Source organism: Streptomyces sp. NWU339, assembly GCF_003143855.1.
Taxonomy (GTDB): Bacteria; Actinomycetota; Actinomycetes; order Streptomycetales; family Streptomycetaceae; genus Streptomyces.
This window is the reverse complement of record NZ_QFRK01000014.1, coordinates 1-23,306: the sequence shown is the minus strand read 5'-3', so window position 1 is coordinate 23,306 and position 23,306 is coordinate 1. Positions and strand designations below refer to the sequence as shown.

20 protein-coding genes and 5 pseudogenes are annotated in these 23,306 nt (G+C 71.2%); 14 read left to right on the top strand and 11 right to left on the bottom strand.

Annotation, left to right across the window (positions count from 1 at the left end; translation table 11 throughout):
* Positions 1–35: 35 nt before the first annotated feature.
* From DIZ27_RS18780 to DIZ27_RS18760, 5 genes and pseudogenes are all read right to left on the bottom strand, one after another.
* The gene (locus DIZ27_RS18780; RefSeq protein ID WP_109379589.1) at positions 36–611 is read right to left on the bottom strand and encodes a hypothetical protein; all 576 of its coding nucleotides are present in this window, start codon (positions 609–611) and stop codon (positions 36–38) included.
* A pseudogene (locus DIZ27_RS18775) lies at positions 608–2,005 on the bottom strand (hypothetical protein). The gene DIZ27_RS18780 and the pseudogene DIZ27_RS18775 overlap by 4 nt, the downstream one beginning before the upstream one ends.
* Complete coding sequence (locus DIZ27_RS18770) at positions 2,002–2,811, bottom strand: ABC transporter ATP-binding protein (RefSeq protein ID WP_109379588.1); 810 nt, start codon at positions 2,809–2,811, stop codon at positions 2,002–2,004. The pseudogene DIZ27_RS18775 and the gene DIZ27_RS18770 overlap by 4 nt, the downstream one beginning before the upstream one ends.
* 28 nt (positions 2,812–2,839) lie before the next feature.
* Positions 2,840–3,658 carry a hypothetical protein gene (locus DIZ27_RS18765; RefSeq protein ID WP_109379587.1) on the bottom strand — a complete coding sequence of 273 codons (819 nt, stop codon included), beginning with the start codon at positions 3,656–3,658 and terminating at the stop codon, positions 2,840–2,842.
* Positions 3,655–4,215, bottom strand: coding sequence for an RNA polymerase sigma factor (locus DIZ27_RS18760; RefSeq protein ID WP_109379586.1), 561 nt, complete (start codon positions 4,213–4,215; stop codon positions 3,655–3,657). The genes DIZ27_RS18765 and DIZ27_RS18760 overlap by 4 nt, the downstream gene beginning before the upstream one ends.
* A gap of 503 nt (positions 4,216–4,718) precedes the next feature.
* On the opposite strand from DIZ27_RS18760, the gene fusA reads away from it, so the two are divergent.
* From fusA to DIZ27_RS18750, 3 genes and pseudogenes are all read left to right on the top strand, one after another.
* Positions 4,719–6,776 carry an elongation factor G gene (gene fusA, locus DIZ27_RS18755; protein ID WP_181383586.1) on the top strand — a complete coding sequence of 686 codons (2,058 nt, stop codon included), beginning with the start codon at positions 4,719–4,721 and terminating at the stop codon, positions 6,774–6,776.
* 408 nt (positions 6,777–7,184) lie between these two features.
* Positions 7,185–7,484: pseudogene (locus DIZ27_RS48445) on the top strand (winged helix-turn-helix transcriptional regulator); the annotation flags it as partial.
* A 3-nt stretch (positions 7,485–7,487) separates the two neighbouring features.
* Positions 7,488–7,793, top strand: a complete 306-nt coding sequence (locus DIZ27_RS18750) for an Lrp/AsnC family transcriptional regulator (RefSeq protein ID WP_309074877.1) — start codon at positions 7,488–7,490, stop codon at positions 7,791–7,793.
* A 39-nt stretch (positions 7,794–7,832) separates the two neighbouring features.
* Here DIZ27_RS18750 and DIZ27_RS18745 read toward each other — a convergent pair whose 3' ends face one another.
* Positions 7,833–8,687 (bottom strand): LysR family transcriptional regulator, encoded by an 855-nt coding sequence (locus tag DIZ27_RS18745; RefSeq protein ID WP_109379584.1) that lies wholly within the window; start codon positions 8,685–8,687, stop codon positions 7,833–7,835.
* Positions 8,688–8,872: 185 nt separating this feature from the next.
* On the opposite strand from DIZ27_RS18745, the gene DIZ27_RS18740 reads away from it, so the two are divergent.
* From DIZ27_RS18740 to DIZ27_RS18720, 5 genes and pseudogenes are all read left to right on the top strand, one after another.
* Positions 8,873–9,676: a DMT family transporter gene (locus tag DIZ27_RS18740; protein WP_375231982.1), complete on the top strand. Its 804-nt coding sequence runs from the start codon at positions 8,873–8,875 to the stop codon at positions 9,674–9,676.
* Positions 9,677–10,015: 339 nt separating this feature from the next.
* Complete coding sequence (locus DIZ27_RS18735) at positions 10,016–10,528, top strand: hypothetical protein (protein WP_109379582.1); 513 nt, start codon at positions 10,016–10,018, stop codon at positions 10,526–10,528.
* Between the two features lie 82 nt (positions 10,529–10,610).
* Positions 10,611–11,453: a DUF4097 family beta strand repeat-containing protein gene (locus DIZ27_RS18730; RefSeq protein ID WP_109379581.1), complete on the top strand. Its 843-nt coding sequence runs from the start codon at positions 10,611–10,613 to the stop codon at positions 11,451–11,453.
* A 66-nt stretch (positions 11,454–11,519) separates the two neighbouring features.
* Positions 11,520–12,536 carry an ATP-binding cassette domain-containing protein gene (locus DIZ27_RS18725; RefSeq protein WP_109379580.1) on the top strand — a complete coding sequence of 339 codons (1,017 nt, stop codon included), beginning with the start codon at positions 11,520–11,522 and terminating at the stop codon, positions 12,534–12,536.
* Positions 12,533–13,324, top strand: a pseudogene (locus DIZ27_RS18720) (ABC transporter permease). Before DIZ27_RS18725 ends, DIZ27_RS18720 begins: the two are co-directional and overlap by 4 nt.
* Here DIZ27_RS18720 and DIZ27_RS47145 read toward each other — a convergent pair.
* From DIZ27_RS47145 to DIZ27_RS18705, 3 genes are all read right to left on the bottom strand, one after another.
* Positions 13,305–13,427: a hypothetical protein gene (locus tag DIZ27_RS47145; protein WP_309074874.1), complete on the bottom strand. Its 123-nt coding sequence runs from the start codon at positions 13,425–13,427 to the stop codon at positions 13,305–13,307. The pseudogene DIZ27_RS18720 and the gene DIZ27_RS47145 sit on opposite strands and share 20 nt — an antisense overlap.
* Before the next feature lie 86 nt (positions 13,428–13,513).
* Complete coding sequence (locus DIZ27_RS18710) at positions 13,514–14,071, bottom strand: pyridoxamine 5'-phosphate oxidase family protein (protein ID WP_109379578.1); 558 nt, start codon at positions 14,069–14,071, stop codon at positions 13,514–13,516.
* Between the two features lie 166 nt (positions 14,072–14,237).
* Positions 14,238–16,061, bottom strand: a complete 1,824-nt coding sequence (locus tag DIZ27_RS18705; protein WP_109379577.1) for a coagulation factor 5/8 type domain-containing protein — start codon at positions 16,059–16,061, stop codon at positions 14,238–14,240.
* A gap of 244 nt (positions 16,062–16,305) precedes the next feature.
* On the opposite strand from DIZ27_RS18705, the gene DIZ27_RS18700 reads away from it, so the two are divergent.
* From DIZ27_RS18700 to DIZ27_RS18685, 4 genes are all read left to right on the top strand, one after another.
* Positions 16,306–17,622, top strand: coding sequence for a sugar ABC transporter substrate-binding protein (locus DIZ27_RS18700; RefSeq protein WP_109379576.1), 1,317 nt, complete (start codon positions 16,306–16,308; stop codon positions 17,620–17,622).
* A 14-nt stretch (positions 17,623–17,636) separates the two neighbouring features.
* Positions 17,637–18,623, top strand: coding sequence for a carbohydrate ABC transporter permease (locus DIZ27_RS18695; protein WP_109379575.1), 987 nt, complete (start codon positions 17,637–17,639; stop codon positions 18,621–18,623).
* Positions 18,624–18,651: 28 nt separating this feature from the next.
* Positions 18,652–19,491 carry a carbohydrate ABC transporter permease gene (locus tag DIZ27_RS18690; RefSeq protein WP_109379574.1) on the top strand — a complete coding sequence of 280 codons (840 nt, stop codon included), beginning with the start codon at positions 18,652–18,654 and terminating at the stop codon, positions 19,489–19,491.
* A 105-nt stretch (positions 19,492–19,596) separates the two neighbouring features.
* The gene (locus DIZ27_RS18685; protein ID WP_109379573.1) at positions 19,597–20,955 is read left to right on the top strand and encodes a GH1 family beta-glucosidase; all 1,359 of its coding nucleotides are present in this window, start codon (positions 19,597–19,599) and stop codon (positions 20,953–20,955) included.
* Positions 20,956–20,976: 21 nt separating this feature from the next.
* On the opposite strand, the gene DIZ27_RS18680 is transcribed toward DIZ27_RS18685, so the two are convergent.
* Positions 20,977–21,851, bottom strand: a protein-coding gene (locus DIZ27_RS18680) for an IS5 family transposase (protein WP_375231981.1) whose coding sequence is annotated in 2 segments (ribosomal slippage) — positions 20,977–21,500 and positions 21,500–21,851 — 876 coding nt in all. Because the reading frame shifts where the segments join, the coding sequence is not laid out codon by codon here.
* A gap of 229 nt (positions 21,852–22,080) precedes the next feature.
* Here DIZ27_RS18680 and DIZ27_RS18675 point away from each other — a divergent pair.
* A pseudogene (locus DIZ27_RS18675) lies at positions 22,081–22,605 on the top strand (discoidin domain-containing protein); the annotation flags it as partial.
* A gap of 96 nt (positions 22,606–22,701) precedes the next feature.
* On the opposite strand, the pseudogene tnpA reads toward DIZ27_RS18675, so the two are convergent.
* Positions 22,702–23,163: pseudogene (tnpA, locus tag DIZ27_RS18670) on the bottom strand (IS200/IS605 family transposase).
* A gap of 7 nt (positions 23,164–23,170) precedes the next feature.
* Here tnpA and DIZ27_RS18665 point away from each other — a divergent pair.
* Positions 23,171–23,306: helix-turn-helix domain-containing protein (locus DIZ27_RS18665; protein ID WP_181383584.1), on the top strand; the 136-nt coding region annotated here is incomplete at its 3' end.

Genomic DNA, 23,306 nt, shown 5'->3' with positions numbered 1-23,306 from the left:
CCGATCCGGTGGCCCGATCCGGTGGCCCGGTCCGGTCACCGTCGCGGGCCCGCGAGGGCGTACGCCGCGGTGCCGGCGACCGTGAGGGCCAGGGCCGTCCAGGTGCCCGCCGCCGTGCCGGGTGGCAGCAGCATCCAGGACGCCACCTGCGTCGGCACACCCGCCGGGGGCGGGGCGAAGAACGAGAACGAGAGCCAGGCGAACGGCAGCGTCCACGCGTACTGCCCGCCCGACAGCGCCGCGCCCAGGGCGGCCAGGCCCATCAGGCCCGCGCTGTCCCGGACGACGAACGCGGTGGTGGCCATGTCCTCGCCCATGGCCTGCACGGTGAGCAGCGCCGTGCCGACGACCGCGCCGGCGAGCAACACGTGCGTCGCTCTGCGGGGCACCCAGCGGATCGCGGCCGTCCGGTCCAGCGCGAGGTCTTGCCCGCTGAGCCCGATCGAGGCCGCCATCGCCCCCGTGGCGAGGACGAGCGCGGGGAGTCGCAGATCACCGGGCTCCCCGCCCCCGTTCCGGGAGAGTACCCACGCTGCCACCGCGCCGATCACCACCGCGGCGAGCGACGCGGGGACCTGACGCGAGCGCGCGTACAGCGTCAGCCATCTCACCGGGACGCACCGCCGGACAGAGCCTCGAAGGCGTCGCCCTCGCAGGAGAGCGCGGCGGCGCGCATCGCGTTGATCCGCGAGAGCTGCTCGGCCCGCGGCAGCGCCTTGAGTTCCTTCCACACCGGGCGGGTCTCGGCCTCGACCTCGCTGCGCAGACCTGCCGACTCCGTGCCGGGAAGCGGCCTGAGGTCCCCGAGGACCCAACCCACCGCGACGGCCTGCGCGAAGTCCTCGTTCCCCCAGCCGCTCCAGCCGACAGGGGTGCACCCCGGCACCATGGCCTCGGCGATCAGGGCCCGGGTCAGTTCCTCGCCCTTCGCGGCGGCGATGACGCCGTCGTCGAAGTCGAAGAGCACGGTCTTGCCGGACCACTGCGGCATGGCGCCGTCCGGCAGTACGGCGGTGTTCTCCCGGACCGAGACCGGCGCCCGGTCGCCCAGGGCATCGTGCAGCAGGCGCAGTGCCTCCTTACCGGGACCCGCGATGTCGGTGAGTCGTGCCTGCTGCGTCTTCGTCACGCACACCGGGCCGTCGCACACCAATTCCGCGGCGGCCTCGTCGACGACGTACATCCGGCGCGGGTCGGAGGGGAGGACGAGCAGGGCGAGCACCGCGCCCGCCAGGACGGGCGTCAGGGCGATCAGCCGGGCGCGCCGGGTCGTGGCGACCAGCAGCGCGAAGCCGGTCGCGGCCATGCCGAGCAGCCAGATCGTCTGCCCGACGTGCACGGAGGCGGAGAGCGTGACGAGCACATCGCGCACCTCCTCCACTGTCGGCGACAGCAGCGAGATGCGGTTCGGCTCCGTGCTCGGGTACCCCTCCTGCGTGACCGTCTCCGTCCGGCCCAACGACATGTGCATGAGGGCCGTGAACACGAAGGCGCCCATGGCCAGCGCGGGCGGGGTGAGCGCGGACGGCAGGGCCCGCCCGGCTCCCATGCCCAGTACCGCGCCCGCGACGAGGAAGAGTGCCCCCACCAGTGAGATCGGCAGCCATCCGAGGTGTGTGTACTCGGTGTGGGCGACCACCTGGACCGCGCCCACGAGGACGAGGAGCGCGAAGGCCGAGGCCAGGGTGATCGCCGTCGTGCCCGCCAGCGCGGCCGCGCGGTGCCGGGCGGGCCGCGGGGTGCTCGTCAGTAGCTCGGTCATCTTCGAGCGGTGGTCGCGCAGGCCCTGCAGCGCCCCGAGCCCCACGGCGAGCGGCCACAGGTAGAACAGCAGGGAGCGGGTCCACAGGGCCATGGACGTCCACTGGGCCGTCCACGCCGTGGTGCCCCGTCACCACCCGCCGTTCACCAGGTACAGGAACGCCGCCGCCGCCGTCAGGACCACGGCGCCGGCCCACGGGGCGACGGAGCGCTTCAGTTCGATGCGCAGGACGCGGACGTTCACCATGTGCCCCTTCCCTGCTCGGGGTTGAGCAGCAGCGCCGAGTAGCCGCGCTCCAGCGGGCTGTCCCCCGCGTGCTCGGGGCCGCCCACCGAGGCCAGCTCGTCCGGAGGGCCCTGGAAGACCAGCCGGCCCTCGGCGAAGAGCACCACGTCGGTGCAGGCGGCGGCGACGTCCTCCACCAGATGGGTCGAGACGAGCACACAGGTGTCCGTACCCAACTCCTGGAGCAGCTCGCGGAAGCGCAGCCGCTGCGCCGGGTCCAGACCGACCGTCGGCTCGTCCAGCAGCAGGATCGTCGGGTCGTTGACGATGGCCTGGGCGATGCCGACCCTGCGCACCATGCCGCCCGAGAGGGCCTTCATCCTCTCGTCGGCGCGGTCCGCCAGACCCACCCGCTCCACGGCGCGCTGCACCGCCGCGGGGATCTCCGCCTTCGGCACCTCCTTCAGCCACGCCATGTACTCGACGAACTCGCGCACCGTGAAACGCTTGTAGTAGCCGAACTCCTGCGGCAGATAGCCGATTCGGCGGCGCAGCGCACGGTGCTCGCCCCGGCCGCCCGCGGGCTCGCCGAGCAGCTCCAGGGTGCCCTCGGTGGGGCGCAGTACGGTGGCCAGGGTCCGGATGAGGGTGGTCTTGCCCGCCCCGTTGGGGCCGAGGAGCCCGTGGACGCCGGTGCCCAGCGACAGGTCGAGGCCGTCGACGGCCATTCGGTTCCTGCCGACCCTGACCTTCAGCCCGGTGGCCCGGATCTCCCAGGCGTAGGCCGTCGGTGCGATGTCGGCCGCGCTCACGGCGGACGTCATGTGGTGTTCCTTTCCGATGGTCCGATAGTCACCGAGGGGCTCCCGGCACGGAGTACGCGCCTCTGCGGGCGATCACGACACCGGTGCCGAATGCGAGGAGCAGCCCCCACACGGGCAGACCGCCCGTCTGCAGGGCGAAGGTCGTACGGCTGGTGGCCAGGGTCGGCGCCACGACCACGGCGGCCCACACGACGGCCAGCACGACGGCAGCGCGGGTCACACCGAGGACACCGCCGAGCGCCAGCGTCGCCACCGTCCAGGCCAGACAGGGCAGCAGCCACTGGGCCACCATCACCCCCGTCACCCATCCGCCCACCAGCAGCGCGGGGACGACCGCGCCGAGCACGGACGCGGTGCGCCGCAGCACCAGGGGGAGTCCGGCCCGGGGCACCGAGGCCGTCAGTTCGTACGCCGGGTCCAGACCGCGCGACCAGGACGCCGCGACGCCGAGCACGGGCAGGATCGGCGCGAACAGCAGCACCAGCGACACCTCGCCGGAACCGGTGCCGGCCAGGTCGAGCAGCAGGGCCAGCAGCGTCACGCCCACGACCATGGCCAGCCACGGCACCATCGTGGGCGTCAGCCACCTCGACAGTCGCGCCGGCCGGCGCCGTCCGCGCGGCATCGTGGCGGTGACCGCCAGCCGGGGTTCGAGGCCGGACCACACGGTGTCGACCAGCGACGCCACGGCGGGCACCTCGGCCCCGACAGCGGCGGACAGCCGGTCACGGCACACCCGGCACATCTCCAGATGAGCCTCCACGGCCCACACCTCGTCGGCGGCGAGGTCCGTGCCGCCGCGCGCGTAACCTCCGATGATCCGCGTCGACGGATGTTCCACACTCACGCCAGCGCCCTCCGCATCGCGATCCGGGCCCGGCGGGCACGGGTCTTGACCGTGCCCTCGGGCAGCCCGAGCAGGACCGCGGTCTCCCGGACGGACAGCCCGTCGAGCACCATGGCCTGCAGTACCTGTCTCAGCTCCGGCGCGAGGCACCGCAGCGCGTCCCCGACTTCACCGCCGACGGTCGCCGCGAGCGCCTCCTCCTCGGCGGCGGGCGCCGCGTCGGGCACGGCGGCGGCCGGCGGCGGCTCCGCGTGGTGAGCCCTGCGCCGGAACGCGTCGACCAGACGGCGCGCCGCGATCGTCCACAGCCAACCGGTGGCCGTCCCCCCGACCGCGGCCCCGGCGAACGCGCCCGCCGCGCGCCACACCGCCAAGTAGGTCTCCTGCATGACCTCCGCGACGATCTGCTCGTCCGCACACCGGCGGCGCAGCCGCACCGCCAGCCACGGCGCCGTACGCCGGTACAACTCCTCGAACGCGGCACGGTCGTCCTTTGCCACCAGCCGGACGAGACGCTCCTCGTCCACCTCGTGCAGCGCTGCCCTGACTGATCTCACACCCGCTAGACGCCCGAGCCGCGCCGCAGGTTTTCCCTCCGACGTGATCCCCGCCACATGGGGAAAAGCGAGCGGTTCCCCCGACTGACGTTTCCCCGTCGCGCAGCGGTGGCTTCGCCGGTCCGGACGTCGGCCTCCTCCCTCGGGGAAAAGCCGTGGCTCCGTCCGCCCGCCCCTCCCTACACTCGGCACCGAGCAGGCGCTGCCTCGATGTGGGGTCGCGCGTTCGCGACCGTGAGGGGAGTCCGGCCATGCGTGACCACACCGCTGCAGCCGTTCTCCGGACCCGGTCCGTCCGCTCCGAGGTGCTCCTCGTGTCCTCGGCCGTCCGGTGCCCGCTGCGCGGCCGGTACCGGATGCCGTGACGAGACCTGACCATTGACGGACAGTCAATTCCGCTTTCCTTGACGGCTTTCGGGTACTCATGTGCCCCCGTCGCCCGGCTGTGGGTCTCGTCCGGGAATCGCGCTGCCCTGTCACAGAGCACCGAAAGGCCACGGGCCATGCGCAACCCCCTGCACACCGACCCCCTCGCCACCGTCCGCAACCTCGGCGTCCTCGCCCATGTCGACGCCGGCAAGACCACCGTCACCGAGCGGATCCTGTACGCCACCGGCACCACGCACAAGCAGGGCGAGGTGCACGACGGCACCACCGTCACCGACTTCGACCCGCAGGAACGCGACCGGGGCATCACGATCTTCGCCGCCGCCGTCAGCTGCACCTGGGACGGTCACCGCATCAACCTGATCGACACCCCCGGGCACGTCGACTTCGCCGACGAGGTCGAGCGCTCGCTGCGCGTACTCGACGGTGCGATCGCGGTGTTCGACGCGGTCGCCGGCGTGGAACCGCAGAGCGAGTCGGTGTGGCGGCAGGCCGACCGGCACGGCGTACCGCGCATCGCGTTCGTCAACAAGATGGACCGGGCCGGTGCTGAACTGGACGCCGCCGTCGCCTCGATCCGTGAGCGGCTGCACCCCTCGCCCCTGGTGGTCCAGCTGCCGATCGGTGCCGAGGGCGCCTTCACCGGTGCCGTCGACCTGATCCGCATGCGGGCGCTGACCTGGACCGACGACGGTACGACGGCCCATGACGGCCCCGTGCCGGACGACCTGCGGGAGGAGGCCCGCCGTCGGCGCCGGACGCTGGAGGAGGCCGTCGCCGAACTGCATCCGGGCGCGCTGGAGGAGTTCTGCGACACAGGCGCGCTCAGCGCCCGTACGCTCACCTCCGCCCTGCGCGACCTCACCCGAAGTGGCGAGGGTGTCGTCGTGCTGTGCGGCTCGGCGTACCGCAACCGGGGCGTCGAACCGCTGCTGGACGCCGTCCTCGCCTACCTTCCGTCCCCGCTCGACGTGCCGCCCGTGCGCGGAACGCGCGAGGACGGCACCGGTGTGCAGGACCGTCCCGCCGACCCGGAGGCGCCGTTCGCCGCCCTCGCGTTCAAGGTGAACGCCACGTCCACCGGACGACTGACCTACCTGCGCCTGTACTCGGGAACGATCGAGAGGGGAGACACCGTGTGGGACGCGACCGCCCGCCGCACCGAGCGCATCGGCCGCATCCTGCGGGTCCGGGCCGACCGGCACGCCCCGCTGGACCGGGCGGTCGCCGGGGACATCGTCGCCGTGGTCGGGCTGAAGTCCGCCCGTGCCGGATCGACCCTGTGCGCGCCCTCCGCTCCGCTGGTCCTGGAACCCCCGGGTGTCGCCGAGCCCGTGGTGTCCGTGGCGCTCGAGGCGCTCCGGGCCACCGACACCGGACGTCTGGCGTCGGCACTCGCGCGGCTCGTCGAGGAGGACCCCTCGCTGGTGGCACGGACCGACCCGGAGACCGGTCAGACGGTGCTGTCCGGCATGGGTGAGCTGCATCTGGAGGTCGCGGTGGAGAAGATCCGGCGCGATCACGGGACGGCCGTCAACGTGGGCCGCCCCCGGGTCAGTTACCGGGAAACCGTCGGCCGCGGGGTGTCCGGGTTCGTCTTCCGGCACGTCAAACAGGACGGCGGGGCGGGCCAGTTCGCCCACGTCGTGCTCGACGTCGAGCCGTTGGGCACCCTGGGCACCGGGTTCGAGTTCCGCTCGGTCGTGGTCGGTGGGCGCGTGCCGCAGGAGTACGTCCGTGCGGTCGAGGCCGGCTGCCGGGACGCCCTGGCCGAGGGGCCGTCGGGCGGTCATCCGGTGACCGGTCTGCGCGTCACGCTCACCGACGGGGCGACCCATGTGAAGGACTCCTCGGACACCGCCTTCCGCACCGCCGGCCGGCTCGGTCTGCGGGAGGCCCTGCGGGCCTGCGCGATGGTGCTGCTGGAACCGGTGGTGGAGGCCACCGTCACCGTGCCCGAGGAGACGGTGGGCGGGGTGCTCGGCGATCTGGCCGCGCGCCGCGGCCGGGTGACCGGCTCGGCCACCCGGCCGGGCGGCACCGTCGTCACCGCGACGGTGCCGCTGGCCGAACTGTTCGGCTACGCGACCCGGTTGCGCAGCTGTACCCAGGGCCGCGGCACCTTCACCACCCGGCCCACCGGCTACGCACCGGCACCCGTCCCGGCACGGTAGCCGCAACGCCGGCCCGCGCCCGCGGACAGGACGGTGGCCCCTCCCGCACCCACACGTGGGAGGGGCCACCGTCGACGGCACACGACGGCCCGCCCCGGCCGTCGGCGGCGGGTGCTCGAGGCCGACGGTCCCCGCAAGGCGTGAACGGCACGATCGGTCACCATCCGGAGGAGCACGCGGCGGAAGCGGCACGGCTCCGCGACGAGAGCGCCCACCGGTTCCACGGACGGTTGGCGCGCGTTCCCGCTCGGTCGAGATCCCGACTGCTTCGGACCGGCGCCGGGGGTCGCGCTGGTAGGGATCCTCCCTGCGCCACCCCCCCGGCGAGGGCGGGAGGGGTCATCCGAGGACCTCGCCCGCGTAGAGGGCGTAGACGGCGGCGGCCCGGAACAGCTCCTGCTCGTCGACGTGTTCGTGGGGGCCGTGGGAGACGTCCAGGCGGCCGGCGCCGTACCCGAACGCGGGGATGCCGAGCTGGTCGTACCAGCGGTTCTCCAGGATCCCGCCGCACATCTCGAAGGTGGCCGGCTCGTCGCGGACCTCTTCGACGCAGCGCGCCAGCGCGGCTCCTGCCGGGTGGTCGGCCGGGGTTCCGGCGGGCGGCCGGAACCGGGTGACCTCGATGGTGACCTCGGCGTCGACCTCGCGTCCCGAGTGGGGCTGACGCCCCCGCCCTGTCTGCGGCGGGTCAAGAGACTGGAAGAGCGGGGAGTGATCACCGGATACCGGGCGGTCGTCGATCCGGCGGCCGTGGGGCGCGGGATGGAGGTGATCGTCTCCGTCGAGGTCGCCGTCACCGACGTCGCCACCCTGGGGCGGTTCGAGGCGACGGTCGCCTCGTTCGAGGAAGTCGTCGAGGCGCGTCGGGTGTTCGGCGTGCCCGACTGCTTCCTTCGGGTCTCCGTCGCCGACGCGGACGCCTACTCCGTCTTCCAGAAGACCCGGCTCGTCACCATCCCCGGAGTCAGCCGGGTGATCTCGCATCAGACCATGGAGGTCATCAAGTCCGAAGGCTGAGCCCCCGGTATGGCCTCGTGGCCGTGCCGGACGAGTGCGTCAGTCGCCCCGGTAGAGGGCGGTGAGCAGTTCGATCGCCGCCTGGGTCGCGGGATGCGGGTCGTCGCGCCACCACGTGAGGCGTACGGCGATGGGCTCGGCGTCGCGGACCGGCCGGTAGGCGATGCCGGGCCGGGGGTACTGGTGCGCGGTGGACTCCGCCGTCATGCCGACACAGCGCCCACTGGAGATCACGGTCAGCCAGTCGTCGACGTCATGGGTCTCCTCCGTCGCCGGGCGGGAGCCGGGGGGCCACAGCTCGGGTGTGGTGGTGCCGGTCCGCGGGTCGATCAGCAGGACGCGCTCGCCGAGGTCGGCGAGGCGCAGCGACCGGCGTGCGGCCAGGGGGTCCTCGGCGGACAGGGCGCACAGGCGCCGCTCCAGACCGATGATGGCCCCGTCGAAGCGGCGGTCGTCCAGGGGATTGCGGACGACGGAGAGGTCGCAGGCACCCTCCGCCAGGCCGGCGGTCGCGGAGTTGACGCGGACCAGGCGCAGATCCGTGCCGGGGTGCGTCTGAGCCCAGCGGCGCTGGAACGCGGGCGTGTGGCGGCCGACCGCCGACCAGGCATAGCCGATCCGCAGGACGCGGTGGCCCGAAGTGGCTTCCCGGACCAGGTCGTTCACCTCACCGAGCACCCGCCTGGCCTGGGCGACCACCCGCAGTCCGGTCGCGGTCGGTGTCACCTCCCGTGAGGTGCGTCTGAGCAGCCGCACCCCGAGGGCGCGTTCGAGCGAGGCCAGGGTCCGGGACACCGCCGCCTGGGAGACGCCCAGAGCGATGGCGGCGTCGGTGAAGGTGCCCTCGTCGACGATGGCGACAAGGCAGCGCAACTGCCGCAGCTCCACATCCATGACCCAAGGGTATGGATCCCGCCGCGGACGCATTTTGCGCAAGCGTCGCCGGGTCACACCATCGCATCATGCGAAGCGCATCCGACGCGGTTTCCGTATCTTCCGCTCCATCCCCTTCCTCTGCTCCGTGCACGGGTCCCTCGGTCCCGGCGCCGTCCGGGAGCCGGTCGGCCGGCGTGGTCACGATGGTCGGCAGTGGCCTGTCGAACCAGGTCGGCGCCGCCATCGGTTCCCTCGCCTTCCCCGTCCTCGGGCCGGCGGGCGTCGTCGCGGTCCGCCAGTACGTCGCCGCGATCGTCCTGCTCGCCCTCGGCCGCCCTCGCCTGCGGGACTTCACCCGGGCGCAGTGGTGGCCGGTGCTGGGGCTCGCCGTGGTGTTCGGGACCATGAACCTGTCCCTCTACACCGCCATCGACCGTGTCGGCCTCGGTCTGGCGGTCACGCTGGAGTTCCTCGGCCCGCTCACGATCGCCCTCGCCGCCGCACGTCGGCGCGTCGACGCCTGCTGCGCGGTGATCGCCGCGGCCGGCGTCGTCACCCTGATGCGCCCCCGGCCCTCGACCGACTACGTGGGGATGGGCCTGGGCCTGCTGGCCGCTTGCTGCTGGGCTTCGTACATCCTCCTCAACCGCACCGTCGGCCGCCGCATCCCGGGTGTGCAGGGCTCCGCCGCGGCGGCCGGGATCTCCGCGCTGGTGTTCCTGCCGGTCGGCGCCCTCCTCGTCCTGCACCGGCCGCCGACCGCATCGGCCGTCGGCTGTGCCGTTGCGGCCGGTGTGCTCTCCTCGGCGGTGCCCTACCTCGCCGACCTGTTCACCCTGCGCCGCGTACCCGCCCAGGCGTTCGGGCTCTTCATGAGCGTCAACCCGCTCCTCGCCGCCCTCGTCGGCTGGATCGGCCTGGAGCAGAGCCTGAGTTGGACGGAATGGGCGAGCATCGGCGCCATCGTGGCCGCCAACACCCTCAGTATCCTCGCGCGGCGCGGCTGAACGGCGGACCACCGACGGGGCCCGGGGCGGGGCGGCGCTCCGGGCACGTGCCGTTCCGGGTGGACCCGGCCCAGCGGCAGGCTGCGCGGTGGGGGCAGGCCGTCCCATGACGACAACCCTGGTCCGCATGACGCCGGGGCGCAGCCTGGCGCTACCTGGCGCCACTGGGTGCCAGATGGCGCCATTCCGTTGCGCCGGGGCGCGTGAGCGCGCATGGCGCCGCACTCACTCAAGAGGCGTCAGTGTGTTTTCGCAGGTCAGATGGGCAGCCCGAGCGTTGAGCCGGAGATGTCGCCTGGCGGCTTGCACATGGCGCCTAAGTGGTGCCATTATGGCGCCATGGATCTCACCCCGTATGTCGACACTCTCCGCCGTGAACTCGCGGTGGCCGCCGAAGCCGGCGGGGAAGACGCCCGCGAGCTGGCCGAACGGCTCACCGCTCCGCTGGAGTCGGCGACCCGTCTGACCCTGCTCAACGTGCTCTCCGCCGCGATGGACGAGATCACCCGCGAGCTCGCCCCCGGCTCGGTCGACGTACGGCTGCGCGGGCTGGACCCCGACTTCGTGGTGACGCCGCCGCCCGTCGGCGGCCCCGTGGAGCCGGCCGTGCCCGTCGAACCGCTCAGGGCGCAGGCGCCCGCCGAGGGCGACGAGGGCGGGACCGCCCGCGTCAATCTGCGTCTGCCGGCCCACCTCAAGGCGCGCGCCGAGGAGGCCGCGGGTCGCGAGGGCCTGTCGGTCAACGCGTGGCTGGTCCGGGCCGTGTCGGCCGCGGTCGACGGCGGTACGCGACCGCGGCCGACGGAGAAGACCCGGACCATCGGACAGAGCTTCACGGGCTGGGTGCGCTAGCCGCACCCTCGCCCGCACCACTTCACCCACACCGCGTCCCACCAGCGGGGACGTTCTGAAGACTCAAGAGGACGGGACAGCCATGCCTTCTTTCGACACTCCCGAACCGATCTCGGTCACCGCACACGTGGATGCCGGTTCCATCCGGTTCACCGCGGGCGACCGCCCCGACACCGACGTCGAGGTGCGGCCCCGCGACCCGAAGAAGGAGCTGGACGTGCGGACAGCCGCCCAGACCGAGGTCACGTACGCGAACGGTGTCCTGGCCCTCAGGACGCCCAAGTCCAATCTGTTCGGCCGCACCGGCACCGTCGACGTGGCGGTCGAACTGCCCACGGGCTCGCACGTCGACGTGACCGGTTCCTGGGTTCAGGTGCTCGGTGAGGACCGGCTCGGCGAGGTTCGCGTGAAGACCTCGTCCGGCGACGTCCGCCTCGACGCGACCGGCCCGCTGAAGCTGACCGCGTCGCACGGCTCGATCACCGTGGACCGGGTCGAGGGCATGGCCGAGATCGCCACCAGCTCCGGCAGCCTGCGCGTCGGTCTCCTCGACGGCCCCGCCGTCCTGAAGAACTCGCACGGCACCACGACCGTAGGCGCCGCGACCGGTGAACTGCGGGTGAGCGGCGCCAACGGCGACATCGAGATCCGGCGCGCCGAGGCCTCGGTCACCGCCACCACCGCCCACGGAACCCTGCGCGTGGGCGAAGTGGCCTGCGGCACGGTCCAGTTGGAGACCTCCTACGGCGCCATCGAGGTCGGCGTCCGCGAGGGCACGGCCGCCTGGCTCGACGTCAGCTCGGACTCCGGCCAGGTGCGCAACACGCTCACCGCCTCCGAGACCCCGCAGGAGACCGAGGACACCGTCAAGGTCCGCGCCCGCACCCGGTACGGCAACATCGACATCCGCCGTGCCAAGGCTTGAATCCGGAAGAGCCGGTCTCAACTCGCACCCCCGCCAAGCCACTTCAGCTTTCGAATGGGAGGGCTCATGCCTTCTTTTGTCATGCCCGCATCCAGAAAGGGTGAAGGTCACCCGTCGCCGGCCGCCGTCTCCGCCGTCGGTCTGCGCAAGTCGTACGGCGACAAGACCGTCCTCGACGGCATCGATCTGCGGATCCCTGCCGGGTCCGTGTTCGCGCTGCTCGGGCCGAACGGCGCCGGCAAGACCACCGCCGTGAAGATCCTGTCCACGCTCATCGCCGCCGACGGCGGTCAGGCCCAGGTCGCGGGCCACGACCTCGCCGCGAACCCGCAGGCCGTGCGTGCCGCGATCGGCGTCACCGGGCAGTTCTCCGCCGTCGACGGGCTGATCACCGGCGAGGAGAACATGCTCCTCATGGCGGACCTGCACCACCTGCCCAGACGCGAGGGTCGGCGGGTCACCGCCGAGTTACTGGAGAGGTTCGACCTCGTCGGCGCCGCGAAGAAGCCCGCCCAGAGCTACTCCGGCGGCATGAAACGCCGCCTGGACATCGCCATGACGCTGGTCGGCGACCCGCGGATCATCTTCCTCGACGAGCCGACCACCGGCCTCGACCCGCGCAGCCGCCACACCATGTGGCAGATCATCCGCGAGCTCGTCTCCGGCGGCACGACGGTCTTCCTGACCACCCAGTACCTGGAGGAGGCCGACGAACTCGCCGACCGCATCGCGGTGCTGAACGACGGCAGGATCGCCGCCGAGGGCACCGCCGAAGATCTCAAGCGGCTCGTCCCCGGCGGACACGTCCGGCTCCGCTTCACCGACCCGGCCGCCTACCGGTCCGCCGCCCTCGCGCTGAGCGAGGTGACCCGGGACGACGAGGCGCTCGCGCTGCGGATCCCCAGCGACGGCAGCCAGCGCGCGCTGCGTTCCGTCCTCGACCGGCTGGACACCGCCGGCATCGAGGCGGACGAGCTGACCGTGCACACCCCCGACCTCGACGACGTGTTCTTCGCCCTGACCGGCTCCACCGGGCCGAGTCGGCCCAACCAGCCCGACCAGCCCAAGGAGGATGTCCGATGAGCTCCCTCTCCCTCGCCGTACGCGACTCGTCCACGATGCTGCGCCGCAACCTCCTGCACGCCCGGCGCTATCCGTCCCTCACCCTGAACCTGCTGCTCACACCGGTCATGCTGCTGTTGCTCTTCGTCTACGTCTTCGGCGACGCGATGAGCGCCGGCATCGGCGGCGGCGGTCCGGACCGCTCCGAGTACATCGCGTACATCGTCCCGGGCCTGCTGCTGATGACCATCGGCTCCACTGTGGTCGGGACCGCGGTCTCCGTCGCCAACGACATGACAGAGGGCATCATCGCCCGCTTCCGCACGATGGCGATCCACCGCGGGTCGGTGCTCGTCGGACACGTCGTCGGCAGCGTGCTGCAGTCGATCGCGAGTGTGGTCCTCGTAGGGGCCGTCGCCGTGGCCATCGGCTTCCGCTCCAGCGACGCCACCGCCCTGGAATGGCTGGCGGCGTTCGGGCTGCTGGTGCTCTTCGCCGTGGCGCTCACCTGGATCGCGGTCGGCATGGGCCTGGTCAGCCCGAACGCCGAGGCCGCCAGTAACAACGCGATGCCGCTGATCCTGCTGCCGCTCATCTCCAGCACCTTCGTCCCGGTCGACGCCATGCCCGGCTGGTTCCAGCCCATCGCCGAGTACCAGCCCTTCACGCCCGCCATCGAGACCCTGCGCGGACTCCTCCTCGGCAGCGAGATCGGCCACCACGGGTAGCTCGCCATCGCCTGGTGCCTCGGCCTGACCGTGCTCGGCTACTTCTGGTCGGCCTCGAAGTTCAACCGCGACCCGAGGTAACCGCCATGCCGGCGCGGGCCGCCTCCCGCAGCTCGCCCCGCCCGAGGGGGGCGTACTCCGACACCGCGTCGGAGTACGCCGCCCCGTCGGCGCGCTCGGTCATCTGCCGAGCTTGCTCCGCGGACGTCGCCGGCTGGAACTCCCCTGACGCGCCGAGCCGTTCGGCCGGCGCACCGCCCGCCCGCTTGCTCAGAACACCCACCGAGTGTGGCTGTACACCCCGTCGTCCCGGCCGAAGCCGTACGCGGTGGCCGGGGCCACCGCGAACACCACCGCGTCCCCCTTCCGGAACGCTTCCCCGAGTCCGTGGAAGGTGCCCTCGGGTGAGGTGATGTGCGGTCCGTACTTGGCCTCGTACGCCGCGATCACCTCCTCCAGCAGTGCCGGATCGGCAACCGGCTTCGCCTCGCCCGCGACCACCAGGTCGAGCCCTTCGGTGAGCGAGTTCGCGCCGGTGGTCAGCGCGCAGTGCGCATTGTGTGCGAGGTTCCTCGCCTTCTGCTCACTCCGGCCGGTGGAGAAGTACAGCACACCGTCGTGCCAGGCCGCGATCACGGGCGTGACGTGCGGCTTGCCGTCGGGCCGCACCGTGGACACCCAGAAGATCTCGGCTGCCTCCAGTCGCCGCCGGGCCTCGGCCCACTCGGTGGCGGTGACGTCCGCGGCACCCGGGCGGGGGTTGAGCGCGGAGCTGTAGCGGGTGTCGAGCTCGGTCGTGGGGTGCTGTGCGGGGTCCGTCATGGGCATGGCGGATCTCCTTTCTTTCCACCCATAACGACGTACGGCCCGCGCCGGAATCATCGGTACGCCCGTTCGTGTCCGTGGCGAGCTGGTCGCTGTGTCCACAACCGGTGCTGTCGCGGTGCGCGCTCCGACCGGCGGTTCCGTTCGGAGCGCGCACCGCGCACCGGGGTCAGGGGTAGGACACCACCTTCGACGGCACGGTGTTGGTCCCCGACGTCGGCGCACCCGTGTCGTTGATGACGCACTCGTACTGCCCGTGGCCGCTGAGCGACACGACCAGGAGGTGGTGGAAGCGGACCCCCGGGCGGTTCGGGGCGGCGAAGCCGTGGTGCTGCACGATCGACGGGTTCACGTTGTAGTAGCAGTAACTCCCCATGCCCCAGCCCTCGTGGGTGGTGACGTGGTCGCCGACCTTGTACGCGGCGTAGCCCTTGATCGAGCCGTTCTGGACGGCGGCCTGGTTCGGCGGGTCGTAGGCCTTCTCGTTCTGGAAGAAGATCGTGCGCCCGCGTTCGCCGTTCCACTGCACGTCGTACTTGTTGAAGTGTTCGACGAACAGGCCGGTCGCCAGGACGTCGTGGCCGTTGACGACGACGCCGTAGTCGCAGCGGTTGGTCTCCCAGCCGACGCCCTCGCCGTGGTCGGCGCGCCAGATCCAGGTGTGGTCGACGATGGTGTGCCGGGCGTTGACCACCATGCTGGTGGTCGCCTTGCCGGGGCCCGCGCCGCCGATCCGGATGAACACGTCCTGGACGGTGATCGGGTCGGCCGAGTGGTCACGGGAGGCGCCGTTCGGGCCGATCTCCACCAGGGTGGGGGAGTTGACCGGTCCGGCGTCGACGAGGAAGCCGGCCAGCCGTACCCCGTCGACGTCGGCGACCTTCAGGGCGGTGACGCCGTTGTCGGGGATCAGGGTGGCGTAGCCGAGGCCGAGGACGACCGTGCCCGCGCGGTTGACCCGGATCGGCTGGTCGACGTGGTAAATGCCCGGCGTCAGGAGCAGGTTGAGGCCCTGGTCGAGTGCCTGGTTGAGGGTGGCGGCGGAGTCGCCGGGCTTCGCCACGTAGAAACGGTCCAGGGCCAGGGAGGTGCCGCGCGGGGTGCCGTTGCCCCAGGTGACTCCGCGTGCGTCACGACGCAGCGCGGGCAGGAACACGCGGTAGTCGGTGCCGGCCAGGTACAGAAACGGCTTCTCGCGGGAGATCGGCGTCCGGTCGAGCGTGGTGTAGGGCGGCTCCGGGAAGCTCTGCGCGGGGGCACCCTGGACCCCCGAGAACACCATGTTCCACACGGCGTTGGTCCAGCCGCCGACCGAACTGTCCCGGGTGTACCACTGCTGCTGCGAGTACGGGCCGACCACGCCGTCGATCCGGCTGTCGGCGATGTAGCCGCCGCTGGCCCAGCCGTAGCCGGCGGGCGCGAGGTTGAGACCGCCGCGTATGTGCATCCGGCGGAAGGGGGCGGCCTGGGCGACCGCCCAGCGGTTGGTGCCGTTGACCGGGACGAGGGCCAGGTTCTCCGCCGAACGCCAGAAGTTCTGCGTGGCGTTGCCGTCGAACCAGCCGGCGTCGACCGTCACGTCGCCGTTGATGGTGGTGTCGTCGGGGGAGAGGCCGAGGCCCGAGATCGAGGTGTAGAAACCGAGTTGGGCATTGAGCCCGTGGTAGGTGCCCGGCTTGAACAGGAACTGGTAGCGGCCCGGGCCGAACTGGGCCGATTCCTGCCGGGCGAACACCTCGTCCAGCTTCGCCTGGATGCCCGGCGTGGACGGGTCGAAGACGATCACGTTCGGACCGAGGTCGCCGCCGGCCCGCAGCCGGCGCGGCTTCCCGGGGTGCACCGCGGGGGAAGGGGCGGCCGGTGCGGCGGAGGCAGTGGTGGTCAGCGCCGCCAGCACGGGCGCGGCGGCCGCGGCTCCGAGAACGGACCGGCGTCGGACGGCGGCACGGGGGGCGTCGGGGGACGGCTGGGTGAAGGGGGAGTCGGAGATCATGGGGGCTCTCCTGGTTCAGGAAGTGAACGGTGTGGGGGAGGTGGGAGCGCTCTCTCGCCGCTGATGGTTCATCCGTGGAACAGATGCGTCAAGAGGCTCGGCGAGAGTTGGGTGACTCCGTCCAAACCCTTGACGTGCCGCCTTCAGAGGGTTTAACTCACGTCCTAAATTAAGCCATGAGTCGCCGACCCCGCCATCCTTCTCCACTCCCTGCCCGCACACCCGGAAAGGCACATCAGGAGCCATGCGCAGTATCCGAGCCGCGGCCACCGGCGCCGTCATCCTGTCCCTCGCACTCGCCGCCTCGGCCTGCGGAGGCGGTTCGAGCACGGGCGGCGGGTCCGGCGACTCGCCCAAGGAGCTCACTTACTGGGCCTCCAACCAGGGCGCCAGCATCGAGATCGACAAGAAGGTGCTCCAGCCCGAGCTGGACAAGTTCGAGAAGCAGACCGGCATCAAGGTCAAGCTCGAGGTCGTGCCCTGGTCCGACCTGCTCAACCGGATCCTCACCGCGACCACCTCCGGCCAGGGCCCGGACGTGCTCAACATCGGCAACACCTGGTCCGCCTCGCTCCAGGCGACGGGCGCGCTGCTGCCGTGGGACGCGAAGAACTTCGACAGGATCGGCGGCAAGGACCGCTTCGTCGACTCCGCGCTCGGCTCCACCGGCACCGAGGGCCAGGACCCGGCCGCCGTCCCGCTGTACTCGATGGCGTACGCCCTCTACTACAACAAGCAGATGCTCGCCGACGCGGGCGTCGACGCCCCGCCCACCACCTGGGACGAGCTGGTCGCCGCCGGTAAGAAGGTGTCCAAGGGCGGCAAGTGGGGGATCGGCATGGAGGGTTCGAACCCCTCCGAGAACATCCACCACGCCTTCGTCTTCGCCAAGCAGCACGGCGCCGACTTCTTCACCGCCGACGGCAAGCCCGACTTCACCAACGACGGTGCGGTCACCGCGGTCAAGCAGTACGTCGACCTGATGGCCGAGGACAAGATCATCGCCCCGGGCAACGCCGAGTACGCCCAGAACCAGTCCGTGAGCGACTTCGCCAAGGGCAGGACGGCGATGTTGCTGTGGCAGTCCGCGTCCGCCAACCTCACGTCCCAGGGCATGAGCGAGGACGACTACGGCATCGCGCCGGTGCCCGTGCAGTCCGGCACCCCGGGCGCGGGCAAGCAGGTCAACTCGATGGTCGCCGGCATCAACCTGGCCGTCTTCAAGGACAGCGACAACCTCGACGGCGCCACCGAGTTCGTGAAGTTCATGACGAGCGACGCCGAGCAGAAGATCCTCAACACGGCGTACAGCTCCATCCCCCCGGTCAAGGCCGCCCAGGAGGACGCCGCCTTCAACTCCCCGGCCAACGCCGTCCTGAAGGACACCCTCGCCAACAGTGCCGTGGCGCTGCCGCAGGTCCCCGACGAGTCCCAGTTCGAGACCGCCGTCGGAACGGCGATCAAGGACCTGTTCGCCGACGCCGCCGGAGGCCGTGAGGTGACCACCGGCTCGGTCAAGGCCGCACTCACCAAGGCCCAGCAGCAGATGCCCGAGAAGTGAGCCCCGACACCGCCATGACCGCCACTGCCCCCGCGGAGGCCGCCGTGCGGAAGACGTCCCCCGGTGCGGCGCGCGGCCCCCGCCGCCCCGGGCGGATCCGCCGCATCGGACTGCCGTACCTGCTCCTGCTGCCCGCGCTGCTCCTCGAACTCCTGGTCCACCTGGTGCCGATGGTGATCGGCATCGTCATGAGCTTCAAGGAGCTCACCCAGTTCCACATCCGCGACTGGGGCACCGCCCCGTGGGCCGCCCTCGACAACTACAAGGTGTCGGTGGACTTCGACGCCCCCGTCGGCGCGGCCCTGCTCCACTCCTTCTTCGTCACCGTCGCCTTCACCGTGCTGTCGGTCGGCCTGTGCTGGCTCATCGGCACCGCCGCCGCGATCTACCTGCAGGACACCTTCCGCGGCCGAGGCCTACTGCGCGCCCTGTTCCTGGTGCCGTACGCCCTGCCGGTCTACGCCGCCGTCATCACCTGGGTGTTCATGTTCCAGCACGACAACGGCCTGGTGAACCACGTCCTGCACGACCAGCTCGGCCTCACCGACAAGCCGTCCTTCTGGCTGATCGGCGACAACAGCTTCTTCGCGCTGCTGACGGTGTCCGTGTGGAAGGGCTGGCCGTTCGCCTTCCTGATCGTCATGGCCGGCCTGCAGAACATCCCCCACGAGCTGTACGAGGCCGCCGCGCTGGACGGCGCCGGGATGATCCAACAGGTCCGCCGCATCACCCTGCCGTCGCTGCGCCCGGTCAACCAGGTCCTGGTGCTGGTCCTGTTCCTGTGGACGTTCAACGACTTCAACACCCCGTTCGTCCTGTTCGGCAAGACCGCCCCCGAGGCCGCGGACCTCATCTCGGTCCACATCTACCAGGCGTCCTTCGTCACCTGGAACTTCGGCACCGGCTCCGCCATGTCCGTCCTGCTCCTGCTGTTCCTGCTCGTCGTGACGGGCGTGTACCTCGTCCTCACCTCGCGCCGACGGAGGCCGTCACATGCCTAGTTCACCAAGGACGACGGTCGCCTCCCCGATGGCGCCGCCCCGCTCCTTTCTCTGGTCCCGGCGGATCTTCCTCACCCTGCTCACCGGCTTCGTGCTGATCCCGGTGTACGTCATGATCTCCAGCTCGCTGAAGCCGCTCGCGGACGTCACGGGCAAGTTCCGCTGGCTGCCGAGCGAGTTGACGATCCGCCCGTACATCGACATCTGGTCCACCGTCCCGCTCGCCCGGTACTTCGTGAACTCGCTGATCGTGGCGGGCGCGGCGACCGTCTGCTCGGTGGTGATCGCGGTCTTCTCCGCCTACGCGGTGAGCCGCCACAGCTTCCGCGGCAAGCGCGTCTTCACGGTGACCGTGCTGTCGACGCAGATGTTCCCCGGCATCCTCTTCCTCCTCCCGCTGTTCCTCATCTACGTCAACATCGGCAACGCCACGGGCATCGCCCTGTTCGGCTCGCGCGGCGGCCTGATCCTGACGTACCTGACGTTCTCCCTCCCGTTCTCCATCTGGATGCTGATCGGCTACTTCGACTCGGTCCCGCGAGACCTGGACGAGGCTGCGATGGTCGACGGCTGCGGTCCGCTCGGCGCGCTCTTCCGGGTCGTCGTGCCGGCCGCGATCCCCGGCATCGTCGCGGTCGCCGTCTACGCCTTCATGACGGCCTGGGGCGAAGTGCTGTTCGCGTCGGTGATGACCAACGACACCACCCGTACCCTCGCCGTGGGACTCCAGGGCTACTCCACCCTCAACGACGTGTACTGGAACCAGATCATGGCGGCCTCGCTCGTGGTGAGCGTCCCCGTGGTCGCGGGTTTCCTCCTGCTGCAGCGCTACCTCGTCGCGGGCCTGACGGCAGGAGCCGTCAAGTAACGTACCGGCCGACAGACCTGGCGACCAGACATATCTGATGGCTCGGAACATCTGGCTGATCAGTGCATCTGACGGATCAACGCACCTGACATCGAAGGGACTTCTGTGACCATCGACTACGCCGCCCTCCCGCACGACTTCCTGTGGGGCACGGCGACCTCGGCATACCAGGTCGAAGGAGCCGTGGCCGAGGACGGCCGCTCGCCGTCGATCTGGGACACCTTCGCGCACACCCCCGGCGCCATCGACAACGGAGACCACGGCGACACCGCCTGCGACCACTACCACCGCTGGCGCGAGGACATCGACCTGATGCGCCGCCTCGGCACCAACGCCTACCGCCTGTCCATCGCCTGGCCCCGGGTCGTCCCCGGCGGCGACGGCCCGGTCAACGCCAAGGGCCTCGACTTCTACGACCAGTTGACCGACGGCCTGCTCGAGGCGGGCATCACCCCGTCCGTCACCCTCTACCACTGGGACCTGCCGCAGATCCTCCAGGACCGCGGCGGCTGGCCGGAGCGCGACACCGCCGAGCACTTCGCCGCGTACGCGGCGGCGGTCGCCGAACGCCTCGGCGACCGCGTGCACCACTGGGCCACCCTCAACGAGCCCCTGTGCTCGGCCTGGATCGGCCACCTGGAAGGCAGGATGGCGCCGGGCCTGACCGATCTGACGGCGGCGGTCCGCGCCTCCTACCACCTGCTGCTGGGCCACGGCCTCGCCGCGCGGGCGATCCGCGCCGCCGCCCCGGACGCCCAGGTGGGCATCGTCAACAACCTCTCCACGATCCACGCCGCCACCGACAGTCCCGAGGACCGGGCGGCCGCCGTCCGCATGGACGGCCACACCAACCGCTGGTGGCTGGACCCGATCCACGGCCGCGGCTTCCCCCAGGACATGCGCGAGGTCTACGGAGTGGCACTCCCGGAGAAGCCAGGAGACTCGGAGACCATCGCGGCCCCGCTCGACTGGCTCGGCCTCAACTACTACTTCCCCCAGGTGGTGGCGGCCGAGCCCGACGGCCCGGCACCGCACGCCGCCTTCGTGCGCCGCGCCGACGTCCCGCGCACCGGCATGGACTGGGAGATCGACGCGAGCGGCATCGAGACACTGCTGCTCCGCCTGACGAACGACTACGGCGCACGCAGGCTCTACGTCACCGAGAACGGCTCCGCCTTCCCGGACGTGGTCCGCCCCGACGGCACCATCGACGACCCGGAACGCCAGGACTACCTGGAACAGCACCTGACCGCCTGCGCGTCCGCCGCCCGCAAGGGCGCCCCGCTCGCCGGCTACTTCGCCTGGTCGCTGCTGGACAACTTCGAGTGGGCGTACGGCTACGACAAGCGCTTCGGCCTCGTCCACGTCGACTACGCCACCCAGACCCGCACCATCAAGGGCTCCGGCCACCGGTACGCGGACATCATCCGCGGCCACGGGGGCCGGGCGCGGCACGCGGCCTAGGGCCTGTTGCGAAAGTGCTGGTCACAGCCACTCGTTGAGGACTGCGACCAGCATGGTCGCCTCGTAGCGGACGGCGAGCTTGTCGTATCTCGTGGCCACGGCCCGGTGGCGCTTGAGCCGGTTGATCCCGCACTCGACGGCATGCCGCTCGCGGTAGTCGGTCTTGTCGAACGTCGGCGGCCGTCCGCCTCGGGAGCCCGGCTTCTGCCGGTTGCGGACTCGGTCCGCGGGGGTCGGGATGGTCGCCTCGATGCCGCGTCTGCGCAGGTAGGAGCGGTTGCCGCGGGAGTCGTACGCCTTGTCGGCCCGCACCCGGTCCGGGCGCCTGCGCGGCCGCCCTCGCCCGAGCCGGGGTACCCGGATCGCTTCCAGGACCGGTTCGAACTGGGGCGAGTCGCCCCGCTGACCGGCTGTGACCACGATGGACAGCGGCTTCTGCCCCTGCTCGACGGCGAGGTGGGTCTTGGTGCTCAGCCCGCCCCGGGAGCGTCCGAGACCGTGGTCGGCCGGCTCGACGGTGATGCCCCCGGGCGGCTCCTTTTGCAGATCCCCTTTTTCGACGCCCCGGCGGCGTGCTGGTGGGCCCGGCAGACGGTGGAATCGACGTTCACCTCCCAGGTGATCAGGCCCTTCGCGTCGGCCTCGGCCTGCAGCCGGGTGACGATCCGGGCCCAGGTGCCATCGCGCTGCCAGCGCCGGAACAGGTCATAGGCCCGGTCCCAGGGACCGTAGCGTTCCGGCACATCGCGCCAGGGGGCACCGGTCCGGGTCCGCCACCGTATGCCGTCGATCGGCTGCCGCCGCGTCCACACCGGCGGACGGCCCGGCTTGATGCCCTTCGGCAGCAACGGCTCCGGCCGGGCCCACTGGCCGTTCGTCAGATCCCCACGTCCCACAAAGCGTGATCATCCACGACCAAGATCCACTTTCGCAACAGGCCCTAGTGGCACTCGCCGCGGCCCCGGTGGGCGCGGACGCGGAACCGCGCGCCCACCGGAGCCACCCGCGCTCCCGCTTGTATGACATGTACATGCAATTCATGTGTACGCCGTTCACGTACCACCGTCCATGCCAGTGCACGTCAGCAAGGGAGCCGGCACCCCCACCCACCCCAAGGAGAGCCGTATGCCATCCCGCATTTCCCGCACCCTCCTGACCGCCCTCACCACAGCAGCCGTCCTCTCCGCCGGCCCGGCGCTCGCCGCCCCGACGGCCGCCGCGCAGGCCGAGCGACCGGTAGCGGCGGCCGCCGCGTGGGACACCGACCGTGCGGCCACCGCGTACGCGGCCGACCCGTCCACCGTCACCGCCTCCGGCAGCGAGAACGCGGACGTCGGCCCCGGCCGCGCCGCCGACGGCAACGGCTCGACCCGCTGGTCCAGCGACTTCGCGGACAACGCCTGGATCCGCGTCGACCTCGGCACGACCCTCCGCATCGACCGCGTCACCCTCGACTGGGAAGCTGCCTACGGCAAGCGCTACGTCCTGGAGGTGTCGAAGAACGGCACGGACTGGACCCCGTTCTACACGGAGACCGCCAGCACGGGAGGCTCGGTCACGGCCCACACGTACCCCCAGGAGGCGACCGGCCGCTACGTCCGGATGCGCGGCGTGGAGCGCGCCACCCCGTGGGGCTACCGGGTCTATTCGCAGTGCACCGGGCTTCAGCCCGGTGGTGAAGCGAATCTTTGGCCCGCTCTGACCTCAGCCGTGTGCATGGATCCGCACTGTTCGCCTCAACCGGCGTCAGAGCGGCCGGTTCTGCTGCTCGATGTACTGCTTCACGATGCTGAGCGGCGCGCCGCCGACCGACCCGGCGAAGTACGAGCCGGACCACAGGCGTTGCGCCCGCCAGTAGTGCCGGACGAGGTCGGGGAACTCTCCCCCGGCCTTCGGCCGGGAGGTGCCCCCAGCCGCAGACGGTGCGAGGACACGCTCTTGAGGGAGTTCACCAGCCTGGACACGGCGACCTTCGGCGGGAAGTCCACGAGCAGGTGGACATGGTCGGCCTCGCCGTTGAACTCCACCAGCTCGGCCTCGAAGTCCTCGCACACGGCCCGCACGATCTCCCCACAGCATCAGGTGCCGGCCGGTGAAGACGGAGTGCCGGGACTTCGTCACGAAAACCAAGTGGACGTGCATGCGGAAGACGCAGTGACGACCAGTACGAATGTTCTCATCGATACCCATAAACCAATTGCGTAGCATGACCCGCGTGCAGTTTCGGTACAGCTTCCGCCTGTATCCGAGCGCCGGTCAGCGCACGGCACTGGCGAGGGCGTTCGGGTGCGCACGGGTGGTCTACAACGACGCGCTTCGCGCTCGGGAGACCGCCCGCACTGAGGGGCTGC